Source organism: Moraxella sp. TY6, from assembly GCF_048551375.1.
Lineage (GTDB): Bacteria > Pseudomonadota > Gammaproteobacteria > Pseudomonadales > Moraxellaceae > Faucicola.
Genome location: NZ_JBLYZJ010000011.1, coordinates 19,288 through 42,781 on the forward strand (window position 1 = coordinate 19,288; position 23,494 = coordinate 42,781).

17 protein-coding genes are annotated in these 23,494 nt (G+C 43.8%); 9 read left to right on the forward strand and 8 right to left on the reverse strand.

Translation table 11 applies throughout. From position 1 onward, the window contains the following. Nucleotides 1-41 precede the first annotated feature (41 nt). Nucleotides 42-1,511, forward strand: coding sequence for a KAP family P-loop NTPase fold protein (locus tag ACK1U4_RS09020; RefSeq protein ID WP_419401276.1), 1,470 nt, complete (start codon nucleotides 42-44; stop codon nucleotides 1,509-1,511). A 39-nt stretch (nucleotides 1,512-1,550) separates the two neighbouring features. On the opposite strand, the gene fdxA is transcribed toward ACK1U4_RS09020, so the two are convergent. The 3 genes from fdxA to ACK1U4_RS09035 form a co-directional block, all read right to left on the reverse strand. Then, nucleotides 1,551-1,874, reverse strand: coding sequence for a ferredoxin FdxA (gene fdxA / locus ACK1U4_RS09025; protein ID WP_419401275.1), 324 nt, complete (start codon nucleotides 1,872-1,874; stop codon nucleotides 1,551-1,553). 150 nt (nucleotides 1,875-2,024) lie between these two features. Continuing rightward, entirely contained in the window at nucleotides 2,025-4,901 is a 2,877-nt protein-coding gene (gene mutS / locus ACK1U4_RS09030; protein ID WP_419401274.1) for a DNA mismatch repair protein MutS, read from the reverse strand. A gap of 166 nt (nucleotides 4,902-5,067) precedes the next feature. Continuing rightward, nucleotides 5,068-6,072, reverse strand: a complete 1,005-nt coding sequence (locus ACK1U4_RS09035) for an adenosine deaminase (RefSeq protein WP_419401273.1) — start codon at nucleotides 6,070-6,072, stop codon at nucleotides 5,068-5,070. 161 nt (nucleotides 6,073-6,233) lie between these two features. Here ACK1U4_RS09035 and secA point away from each other — a divergent pair, with 161 nt between their 5' ends. From secA to ACK1U4_RS09070, 7 genes are all read left to right on the forward strand, one after another. Then, entirely contained in the window at nucleotides 6,234-9,050 is a 2,817-nt protein-coding gene (secA, locus tag ACK1U4_RS09040) for a preprotein translocase subunit SecA (protein ID WP_419401272.1), read from the forward strand. A 16-nt stretch (nucleotides 9,051-9,066) separates the two neighbouring features. After that, the gene (locus ACK1U4_RS09045) at nucleotides 9,067-9,531 is read left to right on the forward strand and encodes a hypothetical protein (protein WP_419401271.1); all 465 of its coding nucleotides are present in this window, start codon (nucleotides 9,067-9,069) and stop codon (nucleotides 9,529-9,531) included. A 30-nt stretch (nucleotides 9,532-9,561) separates the two neighbouring features. Continuing rightward, nucleotides 9,562-11,094, forward strand: a complete 1,533-nt coding sequence (locus ACK1U4_RS09050; protein ID WP_419401270.1) for a sensor histidine kinase — start codon at nucleotides 9,562-9,564, stop codon at nucleotides 11,092-11,094. A gap of 6 nt (nucleotides 11,095-11,100) precedes the next feature. After that, complete coding sequence (locus tag ACK1U4_RS09055) at nucleotides 11,101-11,634, forward strand: response regulator transcription factor (protein WP_419401269.1); 534 nt, start codon at nucleotides 11,101-11,103, stop codon at nucleotides 11,632-11,634. Between the two features lie 328 nt (nucleotides 11,635-11,962). After that, nucleotides 11,963-12,949, forward strand: a complete 987-nt coding sequence (locus ACK1U4_RS09060) for an MbnP family copper-binding protein (RefSeq protein WP_419401268.1) — start codon at nucleotides 11,963-11,965, stop codon at nucleotides 12,947-12,949. A 22-nt stretch (nucleotides 12,950-12,971) separates the two neighbouring features. Continuing rightward, nucleotides 12,972-14,252 carry an MbnH family di-heme enzyme gene (locus ACK1U4_RS09065; protein WP_419401267.1) on the forward strand — a complete coding sequence of 427 codons (1,281 nt, stop codon included), beginning with the start codon at nucleotides 12,972-12,974 and terminating at the stop codon, nucleotides 14,250-14,252. 133 nt (nucleotides 14,253-14,385) lie between these two features. Further along, the gene (locus ACK1U4_RS09070) at nucleotides 14,386-14,529 is read left to right on the forward strand and encodes a hypothetical protein (RefSeq protein ID WP_419401266.1); all 144 of its coding nucleotides are present in this window, start codon (nucleotides 14,386-14,388) and stop codon (nucleotides 14,527-14,529) included. Between the two features lie 83 nt (nucleotides 14,530-14,612). Here ACK1U4_RS09070 and ACK1U4_RS09075 read toward each other — a convergent pair whose 3' ends face one another. The 4 genes from ACK1U4_RS09075 to ACK1U4_RS09090 form a co-directional block, all read right to left on the reverse strand. Continuing rightward, on the reverse strand, nucleotides 14,613-18,404 hold the full coding sequence (locus tag ACK1U4_RS09075) for an AAA family ATPase (RefSeq protein WP_419401265.1): 3,792 nt from the start codon (nucleotides 18,402-18,404) through the stop codon (nucleotides 14,613-14,615). Further along, nucleotides 18,405-19,205, reverse strand: a complete 801-nt coding sequence (locus tag ACK1U4_RS09080; protein WP_419401264.1) for a DKNYY domain-containing protein — start codon at nucleotides 19,203-19,205, stop codon at nucleotides 18,405-18,407. Nucleotides 19,206-19,208: 3 nt separating this feature from the next. Continuing rightward, nucleotides 19,209-20,747, reverse strand: a complete 1,539-nt coding sequence (locus ACK1U4_RS09085) for an exonuclease SbcCD subunit D C-terminal domain-containing protein (protein WP_419401263.1) — start codon at nucleotides 20,745-20,747, stop codon at nucleotides 19,209-19,211. A gap of 63 nt (nucleotides 20,748-20,810) precedes the next feature. Then, nucleotides 20,811-21,710: a hydrogen peroxide-inducible genes activator gene (locus ACK1U4_RS09090; RefSeq protein WP_419401262.1), complete on the reverse strand. Its 900-nt coding sequence runs from the start codon at nucleotides 21,708-21,710 to the stop codon at nucleotides 20,811-20,813. A 410-nt stretch (nucleotides 21,711-22,120) separates the two neighbouring features. Between ACK1U4_RS09090 and ahpC the strand changes: the two genes are divergently transcribed. Beyond that, nucleotides 22,121-22,687, forward strand: coding sequence for an alkyl hydroperoxide reductase subunit C (gene ahpC, locus ACK1U4_RS09095; protein WP_419401261.1), 567 nt, complete (start codon nucleotides 22,121-22,123; stop codon nucleotides 22,685-22,687). 304 nt (nucleotides 22,688-22,991) lie between these two features. Here the strand turns inward: ahpC and ACK1U4_RS09100 are convergent, their stop codons facing one another. Beyond that, entirely contained in the window at nucleotides 22,992-23,216 is a 225-nt protein-coding gene (locus ACK1U4_RS09100) for a YdcH family protein (RefSeq protein WP_419401260.1), read from the reverse strand. Nucleotides 23,217-23,494 lie beyond the last annotated feature (278 nt).

Genomic DNA, 23,494 nt, shown 5'->3' on the forward strand with positions numbered 1-23,494 from the left:
GGGTTTTTTGCATTTTAGCGTTACATAAAGGAAAAATAATAATGCAGATAAAAATTGAAGATGAGATTCTAATTGATAAAAGCGATAAATATAAATATGACTTGTTAAATCGGAAAGAAGAAGTAGAGAATATTACTAAGTTAATTCAAACAATTACAGACCCTTTTACACTTGTGATTGATGGTTCTTGGGGGACTGGTAAAACTAGCTTTGTAAAGCTCCTCGAAGCTGAGTTAAATGAGAAAAATATTCGTACTAGTTATTTTAATGCTTGGGAGAGAGATTATGAAAGAGAGCCTTTCATTTTAATACTTCAGAAGATGATTATTGCGTTGCAAGGAGATGATAAGTTAAAAAATGAAATTAAAGACACAGCCATTAAGATTTTGAAATCTCTGACTATAAATGGTTCAAAAGCATTAGTTAGTTTGGTAATACCACAGGGGACTACAAAAGCTTTAGAAGATTTTGCTACTGATGTGACATCTGATACAACACAAAGTATTTTTGAAAGTTTAGATAAAGAACAAGAAAATATTGAAAAACTAAGCAATTTACTAAAAGAGTTAATTGAGGAAAATCGAGGAAAATATGTCTTCATTATTGATGAGTTAGATAGATGTCGTCCAAACTTTAGTATTGCTTTACTAGAGCGATTGAAGCATATTTTCAATACACCAAACTTAATCTTTGTTATAGCAACTGATTTAAAGCAATTAGCAAATGCTGTCTCAGGTACTTACGGAGAAAAATTTGAGGGGGATAAATATTTAGATAAATTTATTGATTTTGAATATACCTTAATAGAACCAAATTTTGATGATTACTGGCGTAAACTTGTCTCACTAGTGAAGGGTAAGCCCGATATAGAAAATATGAATTTGCAAAGTATTTTGGAGAAATATTCAATTTGGCTTATAAAGAATTTACAATTAAATGCAAGAGATATTAAAAGAATTTTTATTCATTTATATGCCTCTTTAATTTCACAATCAAAAGAAGATAATTCACTTTTGATAATAAGTTTAGTATTTATCAAATATGTAGATAAAGACTTATTTAGAGCTTTGAATCAAAATTTGAGCGATGGGAAATATTTGTTTAGCTTATTTAAGCTAGATTATTATCTTTCAAATAGAGCAAAGTTCCTAAGTGAATTAGACTATGAATTTATTGCATTTGCTATTTATCTACTCGCATTTGTCATAGATAGATATAATAACTCAAAAATCATTGAAAGTTTTGGTGTTAGCCAAAGAGAAGCCATTAAAGATTTTATCAAAAGTGTGAGTGATGATGTAAAAGATATCGATGTTTTTTCAAGTCGAATTTATTTTGAGTTGTATGAGAAAAAGAATTTTTCGGCTAAATTAATATTCACTTCTGAACAATTTGAGAATGCCTTAAAAATAGTGAATATGCAAAGAGCAATAGATTTTAAAAATTACATTTCCTTATCAAGTGGTATTACATCGAGCTTTGGAAATGCTACATTCATAAGCTCTTCATAAAAAATACCGCTTAATGGCGGTATTTTTCTATCAGAGAAATTACTTTTGCAAATATTGCAATTTATTGGGTTTGCCGTCCCACTCTTTGTGGTCTGGCAAGGCATCTTTCATTTCAGTGATGTTCGGCCATACTTCCGCCAACTCCGCATTCAACTGAATAAAATTCTCTTGCCCTTTTGGCACTTCGTCCTCGCTAAAAATCGCATTGGCAGGACACTCAGGCTCACACAACGCACAGTCGATACACTCGTCTGGGTGAATCACCAAAAAGTTCGGGCCTTCATAAAAGCAGTCCACAGGACAGACTTCCACACAGTCAGTATATTTACATTGGATACAGTTATCAGTAACAACAAAAGTCATGGCGATGGCTACCTTTTTGATGTGAATATTCGTAGAGAGTTTTGCTAAAACCGTTCGCCCTGAGCTTGTCGAAGGGTGACGGTTTTCCTATGGTTCGATAGTTCGACAAGCTCACTACTCACCATGAATGGAAAGCTATATTTTACCCCCTTAGTCATCATTTAACAATTCTTTTAGTGAATAAATAAATTCTAACGCCTGTTTTGGGGTTAATTCATCGGGGTTTAACCTAACCACTTCTCGATATAGCGAAGAATCCTTCAAGGATGGCTGATGAATGGTAGGCTGTTCAAGCAGTTGCTGGGTCATCGGTAGCTTGGGCATTTGTTGTCGCAAATATTGTTGGGCTTGGTCGAGTAAGGTTTGCGGTACGCCTGCCATTTTGGCAACGTGTAGCCCAAAACTGCGGTGGGTCGAGCCTTTGGCGATTTTATGCAGTAGCAACAGCTGTCCGTCAATCTCTTGGGTGACAAGGTGCTGATTAAACATTTTGGGATGGGTATCGGCAAGTTCTGTCAGTTCAAAATAGTGCGTGGCAAATAGGGTCAAACAGCCAATCGTATCCGCCAAATAATTGACACAGGCATGAGCAATCGCCAAGCCGTCTTGGGTGCTTGTGCCTCGTCCGACTTCGTCCATCAGTACCAATGAGTTGGCATTGGCTTGGTTCATGATATTGGCGGTTTCTATCATCTCGACCATAAAGGTGGATTTGCCACTGGCGAGGTCGTCTGCCGAGCCAATCCGAGTAAAAATCCGCTCAATCCGCCCCAGTTCAGCCGACTTGGCAGGGACGAACGCCCCACAGCACGCCAACAGTACAATCAGGGCGGTTTGTCGCATATAGGTGGATTTGCCACCCATGTTGGGCCCTGTGATGAGCATGAGGCGTTCGGGTTGTTCTGCCGTACCGATTTGGCAGTCATTGGCGACAAAGGGTTCGGTGGCTTTGCTTTGATTGGTTTGGCTCATTGAAAGGTTAGGTGAGTGGTTTAGGGAATGACCGAAACCGTTGCGTTGCTGTCCTGCCTCGACCACGATATGCCGTCCGCCAATGATGTTTAGACTGGCGGTTTGATGGTTGGTAAACACAGGGCGACACCAGTCACCGCCATGCGTGGCGACCAGTCGCACCCAGTTGGCAAGTACGTCCAAATAGCCGACCGCTTTGGCAAGACGTTGTAGGCTCGCCAGTTGTGATTTGAGTTGGGTCAACAAGTTGTCATACAGGCGTTTTTCAAGGCTCACCGCTTGCCCTTGTGCCGACAGGTAGGATTCCTCAAGGGTTTTGAGGGCTGGCGTGATATAGCGTTCGGCATTTTTGAGGGTTTGGCGACGGCTAAAATAGTCTGGGGCATTTTTGGCTTGCAGGCTACTGAGTTCAAAATAAAAACCGCTGACTTTGTTAAAACCGACCTTTAACTGGGGTAAGTTATTTTTTTCACGTTCCTCAGTTGCCAAGTCTTCAAGGGTTTGCTCAATGTTGCTATGTAAGTGTTGCAATTCGTCAAGCTGTGGGTCGTAGCCCCGTTTTATCATGCCACCGTCACGGATATGGGCGGGCGGTTCATCAATAATGGCTTGCTCAAGTAGGGCATGAATGTCGGCAAAGCTATCGTTTTCTGCCACCGTTGGCAACTGACTGGCAAGCATGGCAAGTAGCGGTGTGTCAGCGTTGAGCGTGGTAATTTGGCTAAAGTCAAAGTGCTGTTGGAGTTGTTTTGACAATAGTAACGTATTTTCAAGGCTAAATTTTAGTTTGATTAAATCGGTGGGTTTTGCCGACCCCAAGCCAATCCGTCCGCCAATGCGTTCGATATCGGCAATTTCGCTTAGGGTTTGATTGATATTGGCAAATACTTCGGTTGGCAATGCCTGTAACTGCTCAACTGCATCTAGCCTGCGATTTATCATGTTGATATTGAGCAATGGGCGGTGCAAATGATGGACTAACGCTCGCTTACCCATTGGGGTTTGGCAACGGTCAATCACCGACAACAACGAAATACCGCTGGCTAAAACAGGCTTAAAAATTTCTAAATTATGTTGGCTAATGCTGTCAAGTTGTAAAAAGTCGCCATGATTTTCGACATGGATTTGGCGGATATGATTGAGCGAAGTTTGTTGGGTTTGTTTGCCATAATGTAGCACCACCGAGGCACTGATGGTGGCGTAGGGCTTGTCGTCTAGCCCAAACCCTGCCAAGGTGCTGACGGCAAAATGCTGGGTCAAATGCTGGTGGGCGTTGGCGGTCAAAAAGTAGCTGTTCGCCTGTGGCATGATGGGCGTGGGGCGGTCGCTTGTGAGGCTGTCTTGCAAAAAATGTTGCCATGCCTCGCTTAAGTTTTCATCAATCAAAATTTCACTCGGCTCAAAACGTGCCAAGGTGTTGATAAGCTCACTTTGTAGGCTAGCGTGGCTGTCGCAGTTGAGTTCGGTGACACGGATTTGCCCTTGTGCAAGGTCAAGCTGTGCCAAGCCGACTGCCATTTGGTTTTTGGCAAAACTTAACGCCACCACGGTAGGGGTTTGCCCTTGGGTGATGAGGTTATCATCAGTCAGTGTCCCTGCGGTGAGGGTGCGGACGACTTTTCGTTGCATGAGTGTTGGTTTTGACGTGGTTTTTGGAATGGGCTTTGAAGCGGTTTTGGTTTTGACGGTTGATGATTTTTTTGTTAAATCGGCTTCGGTTGGTTGCGTTTCATCTACCGATTTTTCGTCTTCGACTTGTTCGCAAATCACCACGGTTTGCCCTGCATTAATTAGCCGTGCAATGTAGCTATCTGCCGAATGAAACGGCACACCTGCCATGGGGATGTTATTGCCCTGTTTGTCATTGCCACGGCGTGTTAGGGTAATGCCCAAAATATCGCTGGCAAGTTTGGCATCGTCAAAAAATAATTCGTAAAAATCGCCCATGCGGTACAGTAGCAAGGCGTGCGGATAGTTCGCCTTGAGTTGTAGGTACTGTTGCATCATGGGGGTGTGGTTGTCGAGATTGGGTAAAGTGGGGATGGTTTGGGGCATAGTTTTTTAAATGAATAGTCGTGTAGTTTAGGTCGTATTTGTAGGGTGGGTTAGCGAAGGCGTAACCCACCATTGATAATAAGACTTATCAATTATGTTTGTTGGGTCTCATGCTTCGACCCAACCTACCATTGGTATTTTTGCGTAAGTCCTAAATGTGTCATTTTTAAAGCGATTGAATGTTATCAATCCATTGCTGTTTTTTGGCATCATCCATAAAAGAAGCCTCAAACCCATTGATGGCGAGTTGCTTTAAGTCTTGCTCATTTAATGCTAATGCCTCGCTAATCGCCACAAAGTTGGCATTCATATAACCGCCAAAATACGCAGGGTCATCGGAATTGACCGTCACGCACACGCCTTTATCCAATAGGCGTTTGATATTATGTTCGCTCATGTCTTGCACGACTTTAAGCTTCAAATTACTGAGCGGACAGACGGTCAAAGGCATTTTTTCGGCAATCAAACGAGCCATTAACTGTGGGTCTTCCTCAGAGCGGACACCGTGGTCGATACGGTTGACTTTTAACAAATCCAACGCTTGCCACACATAGTCTGGGTCACCTTCTTCACCTGCATGAGCTACGGTCAAAAAGCCCAATTCACGGGCTTTGGCAAATACTCGCTCGAATTTTTCGGGTGGATTGCCGACTTCGCTCGAGTCTAGCCCCACGCCGATAATTTTATCTTGGAATGGCAAGGCTTGCTCAAGCGTGGTGAACGCAATGTCTTCGCTTAAATGACGTAAAAAACACAATATCCAATGTGAGGTGATGCCGAGTTTTTCTTTGGCATCAACACTGGCTTGGTATAAACCATTAAAACACGTGGCAAAGCTTACGCCACGCTCGGTATGGGTCTGTGGGTCAAAGAAAATCTCGGTATGCACCACGTTGTCTTGGTGGCATTTTTCAAAATACGCCCATGCCAAATCATAAAAATCCTGCTCATAAATCAGCACATTCGCCCCTGCATAATAAATATCCAAAAACGATTGTAAGTTATGGAAATTATAGGCGTTTTTTACCGCTTCCACCGAATCATAAGGGATGTCAATGGCATTGCGTTTGGCAATCGCAAACATCAATTCTGGCTCGAATGTTCCCTCGATATGGACGTGGAGTTCGGTTTTTGGTAGTTGTTGGATTAGGTCAAGATGGGGAGTGGTCATCAGTGTTTCCTGTTTTATTATCAAATCTATTATCCTCGCTATTATACGCTTTATCGCACAGGTAATGTGATTTGCTTGTATTAAAAAAAGCTGAACCCATATATAATAGCAAAATTTAATCTTTCAATTATTTTAGCAAAGCTATTTTTAGGATTGTTACCATGTTAGGCAAAATGTTAGGCAAAGTCATTGGCACAAAAAATGACCGTGAACTGAAGCGTATGCAAAAGTTGGTCGAGAAAATTAATGCCCTTGAGCCAAAAATCCAACCCCTTAGCGATGACGAATTAAAACAAAAAACTGCCGAATTTAAAGAGCGTCTTAACAGTGGTAAAACACTCGATGACATCCTGCCAGAAGCCTTTGCCGTGTGTCGTGAAGCCTCTAGCCGTGTGCTAGGCATGCGTCATTATGACGTACAGCTGATTGGTGGTATCACCCTGCATGAGGGCAAAATTGCCGAGATGCGGACAGGTGAGGGTAAAACTCTAATGGGAACATTGGCGATTTATCTCAATGCGTTAAGTGGCAAAGGCGTGCATGTCGTCACCGTCAATGATTATTTGGCGAGTCGTGATGCCGAATTAAACCGTCCGTTATTTGAGTTTTTGGGTTTGACCGTGGGGGTAATTTATGCCCAACAAGACCCAATGGAAAAATTCGGTGCGTATGGGGCGGACATCACCTACGGTACGAATAACGAATATGGCTTTGACTACTTACGTGACAACATGGTGTTTCGCCTCGATGAGAAAAAACAACGAGGCTTAAACTACTGTATCATTGACGAAATTGACTCGATTTTGATTGACGAAGCTCGTACACCGCTGATTATTTCTGGGCAAGCCGAAGATTCATCCGAAACCTATACCATTGTTAATAATATCATTCCATTGCTCAAAGCCTCAAAAACCGAAGAGGGCAACCGAGAAAACCGTGAAAAAGATTTTTGGATTGATGAAAAAAATCGCCAGCTTGAAATTAGCGAAAAAGGCTACGAAAAAATCGAAAAATTCTTGACCGAAAACGGCTTATTGGGCGAAAAAGAAAGCCTGTATAGCCCAGCCCGTTTGCCATTGCTTGCCCACGTGCAGGCCGCCATGCGAGCCCATCATTTATTTGTCAAAAATATCCATTATATTATCCAAGACGGCGAAATCATCATTGTTGACGAAAACACAGGGCGTACCATGCCAGGTAGACGTTGGTCAGAGGGCTTACACCAAGCGGTCGAAGCCAAAGAAGGCGTAGAAATTCAAGCCGAAAACCAAACGCTAGCGACCACCACGTTCCAAAATTATTTCCGTCTATACAATAAGTTATCTGGTATGACAGGGACAGCGGATACCGAGGCATCAGAATTTAAACAAACCTATGACCTTGACGTGGTGATTATTCCGACCCATAAGCCGATTCAGCGTGTGGACTTAGATGACCAAATTTTCTTGTCAAAATTAGGCAAATACCACGGCATTATCCGTGAAATCAAACGTATTCAACAAAAACATGCCCCTATTTTGGTCGGTACTGCCACCATCGAAGCCAGTGAAGTGCTATCCGAGCTATTGACCGCTGAAGGCATCGCCCATAACGTGCTAAATGCCAAACAGCACGAACGTGAAGCCGATATCATCGCCCAAGCAGGTAGCCCGAATGCCGTCACCATCGCCACCAACATGGCAGGTCGTGGTACGGATATTATCTTGGGTGGTAACTGGCAGGCCGAACTCGCCAAATATGACGAAGTCACGCCAGAAATGCGAGAGCAAGCCCGTGCCGAATGGCAAATTCGCAATAAACAAGTGCTAGAAGCAGGCGGTTTGCATATCATTGGCTCAGAACGTCACGAATCACGCCGTATTGACAATCAGCTACGTGGTCGTGCAGGGCGACAAGGTGACCCTGGGGAATCACGCTTTTTCTTGTCACTCGAAGATGACTTGATGCGAATTTTTGCAGGCGACCGAGTGGTCAATATGATGAAAGCGATGGGCTTAAAAGAAGACGAAGCCATCGAGCATAAAATGGTATCACGCTCCATCGAAAATGCCCAAAGCAAAGTTGAAAACCGTGACTTTGATGCCCGTAAAAACTTGCTCAAATACGATGACGTTGCCAACGAACAGCGTAAAGTTATCTACAAACAACGGGATGAACTGCTTGCCGAAAGCAACCTGCAAGCCCCCATCGAAGCCATGCACCATGATGTGTATAACGCCTTGATTGACCAATTTATCCCAGCAGGGTCGATTGATGACCAATGGGACGTGGATGGGCTAGAGGACGAACTCGAAGACGAATTCCGTATCAGTATGCCAATCAATGACTGGCTGGATGCTGACCGCCGTCTTGATGAAGAAGGCTTGCGTGACAAAATTATTCAAGCAGCGATTCTTAATTATCGAGCAAGACGTGAGCAAATGGGTGATGAGCAAGCGGCCGCCCTTGAACGTCACTTTATGCTTCAAAGCCTTGATAAACACTGGAAAGAACACCTTAACCAAATGGATCAACTGCGTAAAGGTATCCATTTGCGTGGCTATGCCCAAAAAAATCCAGAGCAAGAATATAAATCCGAATCATTTAGCCTATTCCAAAGTATGTTAGGGGCAATCAAATCCGAAACGGTGCAAGATTTGACACGTATGCACATACCGACCGCAGAGGAAATGGCAGAGCTAGAACGTCAACAACGTGAACAAGCCGAAATGATGCAGTTGCACTTTGAACATCAAGAAATGAACGGCATCACAGGTGAGATGAGTGAAGACCCTGATATGCAGGCTCGCAACCAACGCCGAGGCGGACAAATGCATTATCAATTTACCGCACCGACTATCATCAATAATGCCACCGATGAAACGGCAAGTGTTGATAATTCGACCGAAAACCCTTATGCTAATCTCAATATTAGCCGTAATGCCCTTTGCCCTTGTGGTTCTGGACTTAAATACAAACAATGCCACGGTAAAATTTAAAACTTGAGGAAATATCATGTCTAATCCCCTGCAAAAGGTCACTCACCGTGCGGTCAAGACGACCGTGGTTACATTCGTCAGTTTACTGATGATGGGTATGGTCGGTTGTGGCAACAAAGAAACGGCAACCGAAAACACCGCCAATCCTGCGTCAGTCGCTGAAGCCCAAGCCGTACCGATGTCGGCCGCCCCTGCAGATGACAAAGGTACGCCTGTACTGGTCAATGAAACTAATGCCACAGTCGATGCAGGGCCTGATGCCAGTCTGCCTGCTTCGACTGCCGTTGCGATGGATATGCCCCCTGCCAGTGGTGCAGAAGTTATGGAAGGTGGTGCGGACAACTCTGCCATGGATAAAATCAGCGAACATGACCAAGTTATCGACAATGAACCTGCCTCTCCCAATGCCCCCAAAGCCCCAGAAGCAGGGGAAGCCACCCAAGGGGTAGGCAATGGTAAAGTAGGACAAAAAGCCCAATAACCCCTTTTTTAGCTGATGGGGCATTCACAAATGCTGTCTAATTTTGGACAACATTCCTTATCTAATGCTGGGCAAGATACTTTGATACTGTGGCTCGCTCGCTATGTGTGGCTCGGTATCATGCTGATGGTGGTATTATTCACCGCCCAATTTCCGCTCACGACCCCTGACTCACCCCCCAACATCGCATGGCTGACCGCTGTGGTGGGGGGCTATGCGTTGTTTATCACCTTGGGGCATTTATTGCCAAAGCATTGGTTAGAGCGATATTTGCTGTGGCAGTTGATAGCGGATTTGTTGATTTGGACAGGGTTTTTATATGGGTTGGGTGGGGCAAGTCACCCTTTGATTACCCTATTACTGACCGTGGTCGCTGTGGGGGCGGTACTGTTACCCCCTCGACAGATTGTGGTGTTATCGGTCGTGGCGATTGGTTTGTATGGGCTGTTGTGGTGGTGCGGATTGTCCAGTGATTTATTGGCATCGTCACAGCCATCACCGCCATTGTCACCCAATTCATCGAGCAATATCGCCAGTCCTTCGAACGATAGCCTACATTTGCTGGGTATGTTTGCGGTGTTTGTGCTATCGCTCACCATGTTAACGGCATTGACGGTATATTTTAAGTATGCCATGAGCCAAAGCTATCATCAGCTAGACCATGCCCAACAAGCCTTGCACCAACAGGGGCGGTTATTGGCGGTGAGTTCATTGGCCGCCAATATTGCCCACGAACTTAGCACACCGATTGCTTCGATTCAGATGCTAGCTGATAGCATGGCAGAAAGCCTTGCCGAGGCCGATGGCAAAATATCCTCAACAATATTCCAAGACATGATATCCCAAGACACGGCTTCAGAGCTTGCGTCAGATATTGTGTTATTGCAATCACAAATTGCCTTATGCCGAGCCAGTTTGACACGCCTTAAAACCCAAATTCATACCCTGACCCCCACGGCTGATAAGCATACCTCGATACTACCAACACAAGTGCAGGCGATAGCACCCAATCATTATGATGACCCTAACAATGAGCCTCAAACCTCAGCGATGACTGACATTCAGGGCTGTGAGTTGTCGCAAGCTTTACCCCAATGGGTGCAAGATTGGCGGTTTTTATACCCCCATATTCAAGTGAGTATTGAGCCAATCGCCCATGCCATGACCGTGAGTTTGGCAAGTGAGCATTTGCAACAACTGGTGGTGAGTTTGCTTAACAACGCCATGCAAGCCCACGCCAGTCATATTAATATACTGCTGACCGATGATAGGCAACAAATCACCCCATTGATACAGCGTCATCAAAGTCTAAATCACCACTCAAGGGCGACAACCTTGGTATTATTGACGCTGAGGGATAATGGGCAGGGCGTAACGGCGACCACACTTGAGCAAATTAACCAGTATCAGCCGATTGACTCGCCAAAAGGTTGGGGGGTTGGGTTGTTATTGACCAAAACCTTATTGGATTATGCAGGGGGTGGTTTGGTACTTGAGGCTGTTAATGCCAAAGATTTGGGGGCAGGCACACAAGTGCAAGTGTTATTGCCATTGATGGAATAAATTCGTATGATTAAGCTATTGTTAATTGATGATGATGTGGTATTTTGCCAATTACTTGCCAAATCACTCGGCAAAAAGGGCTTTGAATGCCAAGTCGCCCATGAGCCAATGACCGCCTTGAGCATTTGCCAAACCTTTGCTCCACAGGTGATTTTATTGGATTTAAACCTTGGTGACACCAACGGTATGCAGTTAATTGAGCCGTTATTGGGCATTGTCCCCACTGCCAAAATCGTGATATTGACAGGCTATGCCAGTATTGCCACTGCTGTTTCGGCAGTCAAACTGGGGGCGTATCATTATTTACCCAAGCCGTGCCGAGTGGAAGAAATTCTACAACTATTAAACGATGCCCCACCCACGATTGAGCCTGTGCCCACCCCAGAACGGCTATCGCTTGACCATTTGGAATGGGAATATATTCATCAAGTGCTGGCTGATTGTGAAGGCAATATCAGCGAGGCAGCGAGGGTGCTGAAAATGCACCGCCGTACCCTACAACGTAAACTACAAAAAAAACGTAAAGTGAATTTGGAATAATTTAATATGACTTATGCAAAAGACACTGGATTCCTGCATTCGCAGGAATGACGACCAAATTTAAATTACTCGTCACCCCTGCGTAGGCAGGGGTCTAGCGTCTTTGTAAAGAAATGACATTTTAAAATTGCGTAAGTCCTATTTAAGAAATATGTAGGGGCTTATTGCATATGCCCAGCAGATTATGCCCCTGTTTTTGATTTAACTCACAATAATACCCTTATATCCACTGCGACAATATGCCACAGCATCATTTCCCTAGTGAGTTGTTATAATTTTGGTATTCACCAAGATGACTAACTGACTTTGAACTGACTAGGAAACCGCCATGCCATATTTCAATTCGCTAAATGCCTTAGCTTTTGCTGTGATGACTGCCACCTTACTAACGGCTTGCGGTGGTTCAAGTGATAACACGCCAATGCCATCGACCCCATCAAAGAATCCCACCCCAGTCCCCACCCCCAATTCACAAACCATGACGTTAAACTTTAAAGCCTTGGCAGGAGCAACGCCGATTGCTTGTGATGGGGACATTGCCAATTTGGGAACGAAAGCCACTACCGCAAAATTGGCAGATTTACATTTTTATGTGTCAAATATTCAACTGCTAAAATCCGATGGCTCAAGCGTACCTTTGACATTGACCAGTGATGGCAAATATTTTTATCATCAAGATGGGGTAGTGCCTGTCAATGTGGCGATGATTGATTTGGAAAATAATTACGGCAGTTGCAATAATTCCGCCAACGACAAAGACATGAATAGCAAAATCACAGGCACTGTGCCAACAGGCAACTATGTGGGACTTAGCTATGACATTGGCGTGCCAGAAAGCGTCAATCATATCGACACCAGTAAAGCCCCTGCACCGCTCGACCATGCAGGGCTGTCATGGAACTGGCAAGCAGGTAAAAAATTCCTTAAAGTCGAACTCAAACCTGCCACAGGGGTCAACCGCCCTGCCACCGCTACCAGCCCTGCGACCACCGCTACCACTTATATGTTACACCTTGGCTCGACAGGCTGTGTCGGCAACCCAGTCACAGGCGAAGCCACCATTTGTAGCAACCCTAACCGAATGCCTGTCAAATTCGCCAATTTTAACCCCAACACCCAAAGTATTGGCGTGGACATCCTTGGTTTATTCAAAAATAGTGATATTAGCCTTGATAATGGCGGTGCGATGGGCTGTATGTCAGGCATGAACGACCCAGAATGTGGTGGATTATTTGACGCAATGGGCTTGCAACTTAGCACAGGATTACCTGCGACCAATGCGAATCAAAGTGTGTTTAGTCCAGTTAATAATTGATTATTATGATTAAGGGAAACTAATGCACCCTATTACCCACACCACCAACCGCCATCTACTCAGCATGGTGGTGGGCGTGACTTTGTTAAGTTTGGGGTTATTTGCTTGTGGTGGCAGTCAGCATGACGTTGATAATGGTAAAAATGCCCATGACAGCCATCACCCCAGTTCGCCAGTGATACCTGCGTCTAGCCCATCCACCAATTTACCAAATACAGGCTTACCAAATGCGAGCGATTGGCAATGGCAATTACCTGCCAACTTCCCCCTGCCTGTCGTGCCTAACGACAATCCGATGAGCGTAGCAAAAGTCGAATTGGGTCGGCATTTATTTTATGATAAACGCCTATCTGGCAATGCAACTCAGTCATGTGTCAGTTGCCACCAGCAGGATAAAGCCTTTACCGATGGCTTGCCCACGGCGATAGGCAGTACAGGCGAAAAGCACCCACGCAATAGCCAAACCTTGGTCAATGTGGCGTATTCGCCGACTTTGACATGGGCAAATCCTGCCTTGACCAGTTTAGAAAAGCAAATGCAAAGCCCTATTTTTGGTGAACACCCCATCGAATTGGGTATCAATGACAATAACAAAGCCGATATTGTGCAACGTTTTGCCCAAGACAGTCGCTATCAACGCTTATTTGCCAATGCGTTTCCAGACCTAGCCAATCAGCCTGACAAGCTGTTTAATTTTGAGCATATCGTGCAAGCGATTGCCAGTTTTGAGCGTTCGATTGTATCGGCAGATAGCCGTTATGACCGCTATTTACAAGGCAAAGCCGAGTTGACCGCTCAAGAGGTGCGAGGGATGAATTTGTTTAATGGGGACAAAGCCGAGTGTTCGCATTGTCACACCAGTTTTAATTTTACCGACCAAGTCCGCTATGCAGGGCAACGCCAAGTGGATACCCCATTTCACAATACAGGGCTATATAATTTAGACCAAAAGGGCAGTTATCCCAATGGCAATGGTGGGGTGTTTGAATTGTCTGGTAACTACAGTGATATGGGGAAGTTTCGTACGCCAAGCCTACGAAACATTGCGGTCACTGCCCCTTATAATCACGATGGCAGTACCCCAACGCTCGAAGCGGTGCTACAAAATTATGCCAATGGCGGACGCAACCTCACCACAGGGCAGTTTGTCGGTGATGGACGTACTAACCCAAACAAAGATGATTTAATCGTCAGTATTAATTTAAGTCCCAGTGAACAGGCGGATATTGTGGCGTTTTTACGCACCTTGACTGATGAAACCTTGCTCACAAACCCTCGGTTTGCTGACCCTTTTGTGCATTAATTTAATCGAGAAATGTGTGGGTTACGCCTTGTTGAATGTTTTAGATATTGGGCGTATGCAATACGTCCCTACAATGATATTTTATTGGCAATGACTCTAATAAGCCATTGCCAAAATCTGATAAGGAGTTATGATGAAAATTTTATTAACCACGTTCGTTGCGACTAGTCTATTATTATCGGTGAATGCGGTTGCCTGTAGTGGGCATAAACATCGCCAAAATGCTACCCCCACTAAGCCAGTGGTAAAAACGGTGGTGAAGAGTAAGGTAGGTTAGCAATGGCTATTTAAATTTGAAATAAGACCCGTTTTATAGGGGCGTATTGCATACGCCCAAAATTTTGCAGGATTGTTTGTGATTTAACGCACTATATTACCCTGCTTCACCCCCATCCCCACAATTTGACTAACCCCACCATTCATCGGTACGACTTGAATTTGGCTACTAATCCTGTCTTTGAGTGCTTGAATGTGTGAAATCACCCCAATCAACTTGCCAGACTGTTGAAGCCCTGTCAGCGTATCCAACGCCACATCAAGAGCTTCTTCGTCTAGCGTGCCAAAGCCCTCATCCAAAAACAACGAATCCACCTGCATACGGTGGCTTGCCATATTCGACAGCCCCAATGCCAATGCGAGGCTAATAATAAAACTTTCACCGCCAGACAGATTTTTACTGGTACGCACTTGCCCACCTTGATAATTGTCCATCACATCGAGCATGAGCGGTTCTTTATCATTGGCAAGTAGCAGATAGCGGTCGCTCATCTTGCGTAACTGCTCATTGGCATGGGCAATCATAATGTTAAAAGTCAGCCCTTGGGCGAAGTTACGGAATTTTTTACCATCGTTTGAGCCGATTAACTCATGCAAATCTTTCCATTGTTTCACCTCTAGCCGTTGTTGCTCGATTTGTTGTAGCAGTTCAATTTGGCTGTGTTTAAGCTGTTGATTTGACGCTAATAATTGCTCGACACCGCCCAGTTCTTGTTGGGTTTGGCTTAAATCAAATTGAGCTTTATCCAGTAATTCAGTGATTTGCTCAAAATCCAACTCGGTGCGTGGCGTGGCGAGTAGGGCGTGTTGTTGGGTTTGGGCTTGGGTGAGTAGGCTATCAATGCGTTGTTGCTGTTCGAGCAGTTCATTGGCAAGGCGTTGCAAGGTGTCACGTTCACTATCAGCTAGCATTGCCGATTGATAATCCGCTTCATCAATAAAGCCTAACGCTTGCAATCGCTCATTGACATGACGCTGTTGCTCCCCATGACTGGCTTGCAGTTGGGTAATGCTTGCATTTAATGTTTCAATGTGTTGTTGTACAAGAGTTTGTTGTTGGGTCAGCTCATTCAAGGCTTGTTCGCTGTTTCGCCATGCTTGGAACGCTTGATTTTTGGCTTGGGTCAAACGCAGTTGTTCGGCTTCTACGGATTTATCGCCAAATTCTCGTTCACGTTGTTGATTTAAGTCCTGCAAAATAGTGCCAATGGTTTGGTGTTTTTGTTGCCATTGGGCAAGGTTATTGCTTAGATTTTGTTTTTCACTGTCAAGGCTAATCAAGGTCTGTTTGGCTTGAATGATATGGTCATTCAGCTGTTGTAAAGTTTGGTTAAGCTGTTGAAATTGTTGCCAAATATTTTCTAAATTAGCAAGGCGTTGCTCAAAGGTGACTTGTGATTGATTGTCACTCGCCAAAGCATTTGGCGTGATAAAAGGGGCAAATAAACCGTCAATCCGCTGTTGCAGTTGCTGTTGATTGTCGCTATTGCTCGCCAGTAATTGCCCAATTTCCCCCAGTCGTTGCTCACAGTGTTGTTGTTCGCTGTGTATGCGTGTTTGTTGTTGTAACTGCTGATTGTGCTGTTCGCTGAGTTTAGCAAGTTGCCGTTGGGCGGTTTGGTAGGCGGTTTGCTGTTGCTCAATGTGAGTTAGGCGTTGTTGTAATGCTTTAGATTGCTCATCAATGGTTTGTTGATAGTGTGCTAATTTTATTAAAAATTCATCAAATGGGTTTTTCAAAGATGGGTGATTAGAATTCACCTTACCAACGCTCATCACCAAATCTTGCAACGTGTTTACCAAATCTTTCGCATTGGGCAAATTAGCAATATCCGCTTGCAGTTGATTGGTAAGTTGTTGATTACACTCGTTTAATTGGCTAATTTGTTGTTGCAAAAATTGCTCACGTTGTTGCAGGGTATTCTGCTCAATCCGCAACTGTTGAATACGTTGGTTAAGCTGTTCGAGTTGGGTTTTTGCCTGTTGCCATTGTTGTTGCGTGCTGTCGTTGGTGTCGGTCGGTTGGTAATGGGCGAATGGGTGTGCAGTCGCCCCACACAGCGGACAGGGTTCGCCATGAATCAGACGCTCACGCTCTTGGGTCAAATCTTGGATTTTGGCAAGTAAAATCAAATTGCGGTTGAGCAAATCAACTCGTTGTTCGGCATGGTGGCGTTCGTTGTTGGTGGCGGTTAATTGTTGTGTGAGGTCGCTCAACTGGGTGGCAATGTCGCCTAGTTCATGCTGTTGCTGTTGGCTTTGGGTATGGTTGGTTTGCCATTCGCTCACCGCTTGCTTTATGGCATTGGCTTGATTTTGAGCGTGCCACAGTTGCTCACCTTGTTGGCGTAATTCGCCAATACTTTGACCATTGGTCAGCGTTGCCAAAGTTTGCTCAAGGCTGTGCTGTTGGGCATTGGCAGTGTTTAATTCGCTATCCAACTGGCTAATGGTTTGCGATAATTGTTGAGCAATCTGCTGGTTATTGGCGTGTTGTTGTTTTAGCCGAGTTTGCTCGTTTGACAGATTAGTTTTCTCATCGTTTAGCGTCTGGGCGTGTTTTTGCAATTCTTTTAATGTGGCTAAATGTTGTGGCAATTCATCAGCATTCGGTATCTGTTGCTGTTTGGCAAGGCATTGCTGTTGCTCGTTTTCTAGCTGAGTCAAGCGTTGTTGTTGCTCGCCAAATGCCTGTTGTTGCTTGGCAATCCGCCCTTGTAATTGCCCCAGTTGCTCGTTGGCTTCGTGATATTGCTGTTGCTGTTGCCCACGTTGGCTGTCAAGCTCTCGAATGTGGTTAAACAGCGGTTCGGCTTCGCTAATTGCCTGTTCGGCAGTGGTGAGTAGGGCGTGGTGCTGTTGCCATGCCAGTTTTGCAGTTTGGCATTGTTCGGTGAGGGTCGGTAATTGCTGTTGAAAGCCTGTCAAATCAGCGGTTTGGCTGGTCAACTGCTTGCTAATATAGCCCAGTTGGTTGACATCACCTGCGATTTGCAACGCCTTAAACGCTCGTTGTAAGCGGATTTGTTGCGGGGCAAATTCGGTGGTTTTTTGTTGTAATTTAGATTTTTGTTGGGTTAAATTAACCAGTTGGGCGGTAATGGTGTTGAGGTTATTTCGCCAAAGTTTGTCTTGTTCCAGTGTGGCAATCTCGGTTTTGCGTTGAGTGACTTGTGCCAGTAATTGGGATTTTTTACCGATTAAAATCTGCTCTTCTTCGTCTGATAAAACCGTGGTATTGTCGAGTTTATCGGTCAAACGACTCAATGCCAAATCCGCATTGCGGTTAAATTCATGGACTTTTTTTGAAATATCGCTATAAATTTCTGTGCCTGTGATTTGCTCCAAAATCGGTGAACGCTCATCACTGGAGGCTTGCAAAAATGCCGAAAAACTGCCTTGAGCGAGCAACATCGCACGAGTAAAACGAGCAAAATCCATGCCTGTGATGGCTTCGACTTGTTTTTTGGTAAGGTTGGCTTTTTCTTCGAGGATTTTGCCTTGGGTGTGGTCATCAATAAATTCGGCAATTTCATGTTTGGGCGATTGTAGCTTGCCGTCTGGGCTTTTTCTGGCACGTTTTTGCCCCCAATGACAGCGGTAACTACCTGTGTGGGTGGCAAAAACCACTTCGCTAAAGCATTCGCCTGTGTAGCGTGACATGAGGTCGTTTTTGTTTTGGGTGATGTCGCCGAGGCGTGGCGTTGCCCCATACAGTGCGAGGCAGATAGCGTCCAAGATGGTGCTTTTGCCTGCCCCTGTCGCCCCTGTGATGGCAAAAATGCCTTCGTTGGCGTAGGCAGGGTGGCGAAAGTCGATGTGCCATTCGCCTTTGAGGGAATTGAGATTTTGGAAAGTGAGGGTAAGGATTCGCATTTATAAATACCCCAGTTTTTTCATCATTGCTTGGTGGGATTCGTCAGATAAACGCTGTTTTTCTTTGGCATATTCAATGGCTTTGTTTTCATCCCAGTCTTGTGGATTTTCACCTTTAATTACCCAAGCCAAATGATAAACGGCTTTTTTGGTTTTAGAATAACCATCAACCAAATATTCCCAATCATCAAATTTAGCAAATCCAAGCTTATTATCACACCAATATATGCCTTCACCATCGGTGCTATAGCTTGCATCATTATCTTTAAATTTGAGTTGTCGCCATGACTGTGGTTTTGCCCCTTTAAGTAGCTTACCACCCCAATACACGTGGTCTTCATCTGTTGCATAGTATGATAGCGGTGTTAGCATCCTAAGTTTTTGCGGATTTTTGCAAGATTTAATGATGGTGTTGTAGCTGTAGGCATGGTTTTTATCAATGGCATAACTATCGCCAATATGTTGAAACGTTGCACTATCTGCCCCTTTTATTGGGTATAAATTATTTTCACCTTCGGTATAAACACCCTGTTTATCAAGCCACCAACAATGATAAGAACGAAAAGTATGTGGGTCAATTTTGGTTTTTTTCCAAGCAAAATAGACATGGTTTTTGTCTTTGGCAATTAGGCTCACAAAATCAGGGTCATTGTCTAGCCATACCATTAAGCTATCACTATCTGCTTGTCGAATTAAACGATTTTGATGGTAAACTTGACCATTACGAATCACCCAATATTCGGTCTTGAATCTGCTGACAATGCGTTGGTTGGGTAAGTTAAGTAGTAGTTGCCAAGTCATAGGTTACTCTTGTTCTTTTAAATCCGCCAATACTTCAAAGTAACGTTGGCGTAGCATTTCTTGTTGTTCAATTGGCACTTGATGGGCAGTCAAACATCGCTCAAATACCTCGATTTCATTCAACTCTTCAAGCGTTTCATTGATGGCTTGGGCTTGCAAGGTTTGTTGGCGTAAGGCTTGATTTTTTATGCGTAACACCTTGATATCGCTATCTTTTATCAAGGCTTGCACCTCATTTTGCAAGTCGCCTTTTACCGCCTCGCCCTCATATACCACTTCCACCCACACCGATTGCCCCAATTTTCGCCATTGTTTAAAGGCGGTTTCGATGGTCGCCCAATCGCCTTTGACACTGGCAAGCGGTTGAAACACAGGCACAGCAAGCGATTGTAACAAAGTCGTGGGCGACAACATGGCAATATTATAAGGTTGCTCAAGGTTGAGCGGAATGTCGCTGTTTAGCGTATTTGATGAATTTTGTGCTAATTCATCTTTGGAAAGGTCAGCTTTGGAAAGGTCAACATTGGCAAAATCATCGTTGGAAAGGTCATCGCCAAATAAATCCATTGAAGTTGATAGGGCAGGCGAGGGGGTAGAAACCGATTTTTTGCTTGTTTTGGTTGCGGTTAAAGATGGTTTTGGGTTAGCCAAAGGCGATTCGTTGAGGGTTTTGATTAACGGAAAAATCGGCTGTGTAAGCAGTTTTTCATCGGCAAAAAATCGCACCAAATGCACCTGTTTTTGTTGGCGACTTTCGCCAAAGCCCATCGCTATCGGTGAGCCACTGTAGCGAATATGAGCAAGTCCGCCCACCGCTTGCGGAACGTGCAAATGTCCCAATGCCACATAGTCAAAACAAGGGTCAAACATCTCACCACGCACATGAGCCAACGAGCCGACATACAGCTCACGCACGCCATCGCCCTCGACCGTTTCACCGCCCACCGCAAACAAATGCCCTGTGGCGACCATCGGTATCGGTTTGCCAATCTGTTGTTGTAGCTCAGTTTGTTTGGCGATGGCGAGGCTCGTGACCGCTTCATAATGGGCTTGAATCCCTGCGGTGAGTTTGCGTTCTTTGGTGTCCAAATTTTCGGCATTGCCTACGGTTCGCACGTCACGGTCACGCAAGTACGGCACAGCCACCACAATCAGCTCAGGTATGCCGTTTGCGTCATTAAGCACTAAGATTTCTTCGGATAAATCCTCACCAATCGCCCCAATCACATGAATGTCAAAGCCCTTGAGCAAGGTCTTGGGTGCGTCCAAAAAACTGGGTGAATCGTGATTACCTGCGACAATCACCACATGGCGACAGGCAGTGTGATTGACGGCATTCAAAAATTGATAATACAGGGTTTGGGCTTGGTTACTGGGGGTGCTGGTGTCAAAAATATCCCCTGCAATCAGCAAGACATCGACTTGATGCGTGTCGATGACGTGGGTTTGCCATGATAAAAATTGGGCAAATTCGTCATAGCGTGGCTGATTGTACAGCCTACGACCCAAATGCCAATCGGAAGTGTGCAGTAAAGTCAGCATGGCGGAAAATTATCCAATGATAGAATAAACAAAGGTATTCTAGCACACTTCGACCGCTATTTTTTACTGACTTTTTTCCAACGCCTCGGCAAATAATTTACCCAATAAATTGACATCATCCACCCTCGCATAGTTAAGGCGTGTAATAAACGCCAAACGCCGATGAGGGCCTTTCTCGCTTAGTGGACGCATGATAGCATTTGGATTTTGTTGGTGGATTTGATGGACTGCGATTTCGGGAACAAGGGTCGTTCCCATACCATTTAACGCCATTTGGATTAAGGTATTAAGGCTGGCATCGCTAAAGTAATTTTTAACCTTACTTTTTTCTAAATTACACACGGATAACGCATGGTCAGTCAAGCAATGCCCCTCACCCAACAGCATCAAATCACTATTCATCAACTCATCAGTATCAATCTGTTCAACCGTTGGCTGTTTATCACCTTTGGCAAATACTGCCAAAAAATCTTCCGACCAGAATTCAAAACACAATAGTCCATCAGTAGGATACGGCAGGGCAATAATGGCAGTATCAATCACCCCATAGCGGACTTTATCAATCAAGCGTTCTGTTTGCTCTTCGACAATATTAGGACGAAAGTGGGTAAATTTTTCATTTAAAAAAGGTAATACTTTGGGCAATAAAAATGGAGCAATGGTGGGAATCATACCAATCGACATAGGATAAGCCAGTGGCGTTTGATGGGTCTGCACCCTTGTCACCAAATCATTCACCTCCGAAAAAATCCGTTTGGCACGCTCAAGAATTTCACTACCGATGGGAGTAATTAATACTTGTTTGTTATTGCGTTCAAAGATTTGTGTACCTAATTGCCTTTCAAGTTCAGCAATACCAAGGCTTAATGCAGATTGGGAAATATTGCACTCTTCAGAGGCACGTTTGAAGTGTTTAAGTTTGGCAACCGCAAGGGCAAACTCAAGTTGGCGTAGAGTAATCATAGATGTCGGCTTATTGATTGTTGTTATGTGTTTATTTTAACAGCTATTTTAAAGTTTTGGCTATTTTTAGAGTAATTTTTGTACAATAAATATTCAATTTTATTCTATAATTGATAAATCAAATCAAAAGAATCAAAAATCTAAACTGGATAAATAATCAAAATACATTAATATAGTCATTGTTAGTACAAAGCAGTTTTGGACGATAAACTGGTTATTTATTAGTCATATAATCTCATATTGTTAAGATTTGGTGAAGCAACAAATCGCAACATTTGGTATAGAAATGGTAAGTAAGGTTGCGATTGTCCTATGATTTGTGCTATCAATATAGCCTTATATGATAAGATTTCATATAGTTGGTATTTGACAATGTTTTAAATAAGTTTTTCATACAACAGGAGCTAAAAATGGCCGCTATTATTAATCAAATGATTCCAGAATTTACCACCCAAGCCTTTGTTAACGGTGAATTCAAAACCATCTCATCAGAAGACGTAAAAGGTAAATGGGCAGTATTTTTCTTCTACCCACATGACTTCACTTTTGTTTGCCCAACTGAACTGGAAGACATGGCAGACCATTACGAAGAAATCAAAGCCTTGGGTGCAGAAGTGTATGCCGTATCAACTGATACTCACTTCGTACACAAAGCATGGGCAGATGCCTCACCTGCAATCGGTAAAGTAAAATATCCAATGCTTGGCGATGGTACTGGTAAAATCACTCGTGGATTCAACGTGATGATTGAAGAAGACAACGCTGCATTACGTGGTACTTTCTTGGTTGACCCAGATGGTAAAATCAAAGTAGCAGAAATCCATGACCTAGGCATTGGTCGCTCTGCGAAAGACCTTATCCGCAAAATTCAAGCTGCCCAATACGTGCGTGACAACGATGGTGAAGTATGTCCAGCTGCATGGGAAAAAGGTAAAGAAACTTTAAAACCAAGCCTTGACTTAGTTGGTAAAATCTAATTAGGACTTACGTAAAAGACACTGGATTCCTGCATTCGCAGGAATGACGACCAAGATTTTGGTTACTCGTCACCCCTGCGTAGGCAGGGGTCTAGTGCCTTTGTAAGAAAATGGTGCTTGAAATTGCGTAAGTCCTACTAATTTTAAGCCCAAAAATAAAGCCGTAGGGGCGTATTGAATACGCCCAATATTTGAAATCTTAAAAAGGACGTAAGCATTACGTCCCTACGATTTAAATTTCAGATAAAATAAAACCCCAAATGGTAACATTTGGGGTTTTATGATGAATAATTAATAAAAATAATTATTTATCTTTATTTTCTTCTAAGATTTTGAACAACTCATCTTTGAGTGCCAATTTTTCTTTTTTAAGCTCTTCGATTTCAGCTTCACGGCTTACGCTGGCAACTGGGTCGTTTTCAAGGTTGGTAATTTGTTGGTCAAGGTCGTTGTGCTTATCAAACAACTTGGCAAAATGGTTGTCAGAGGTTTTTAATTTGCTAATCAAATCACGGTATTCTGGAAACATAGTAGCGTCCTTTTTTGTTGGTTAAAAATTTTAGTGGTAAAAAAATTCAGTATTAAAAAATACATACAGCCGTTAAATAACGCAAGTTGATAATCACTTATCTATATCACAAATCAAACATGGTCACTGTGATATTTGGGTTATGCCCCCATTTTAACCAAAAAAACCCTTTTTGACTACTGTCATTTGCAAATCCTCACACATCGGTTAGGCTTAGGGCATTGTGGATTGGATGGTTTATTATTTTAATAGGACTTACGCAAAAATGCCATTTGTAG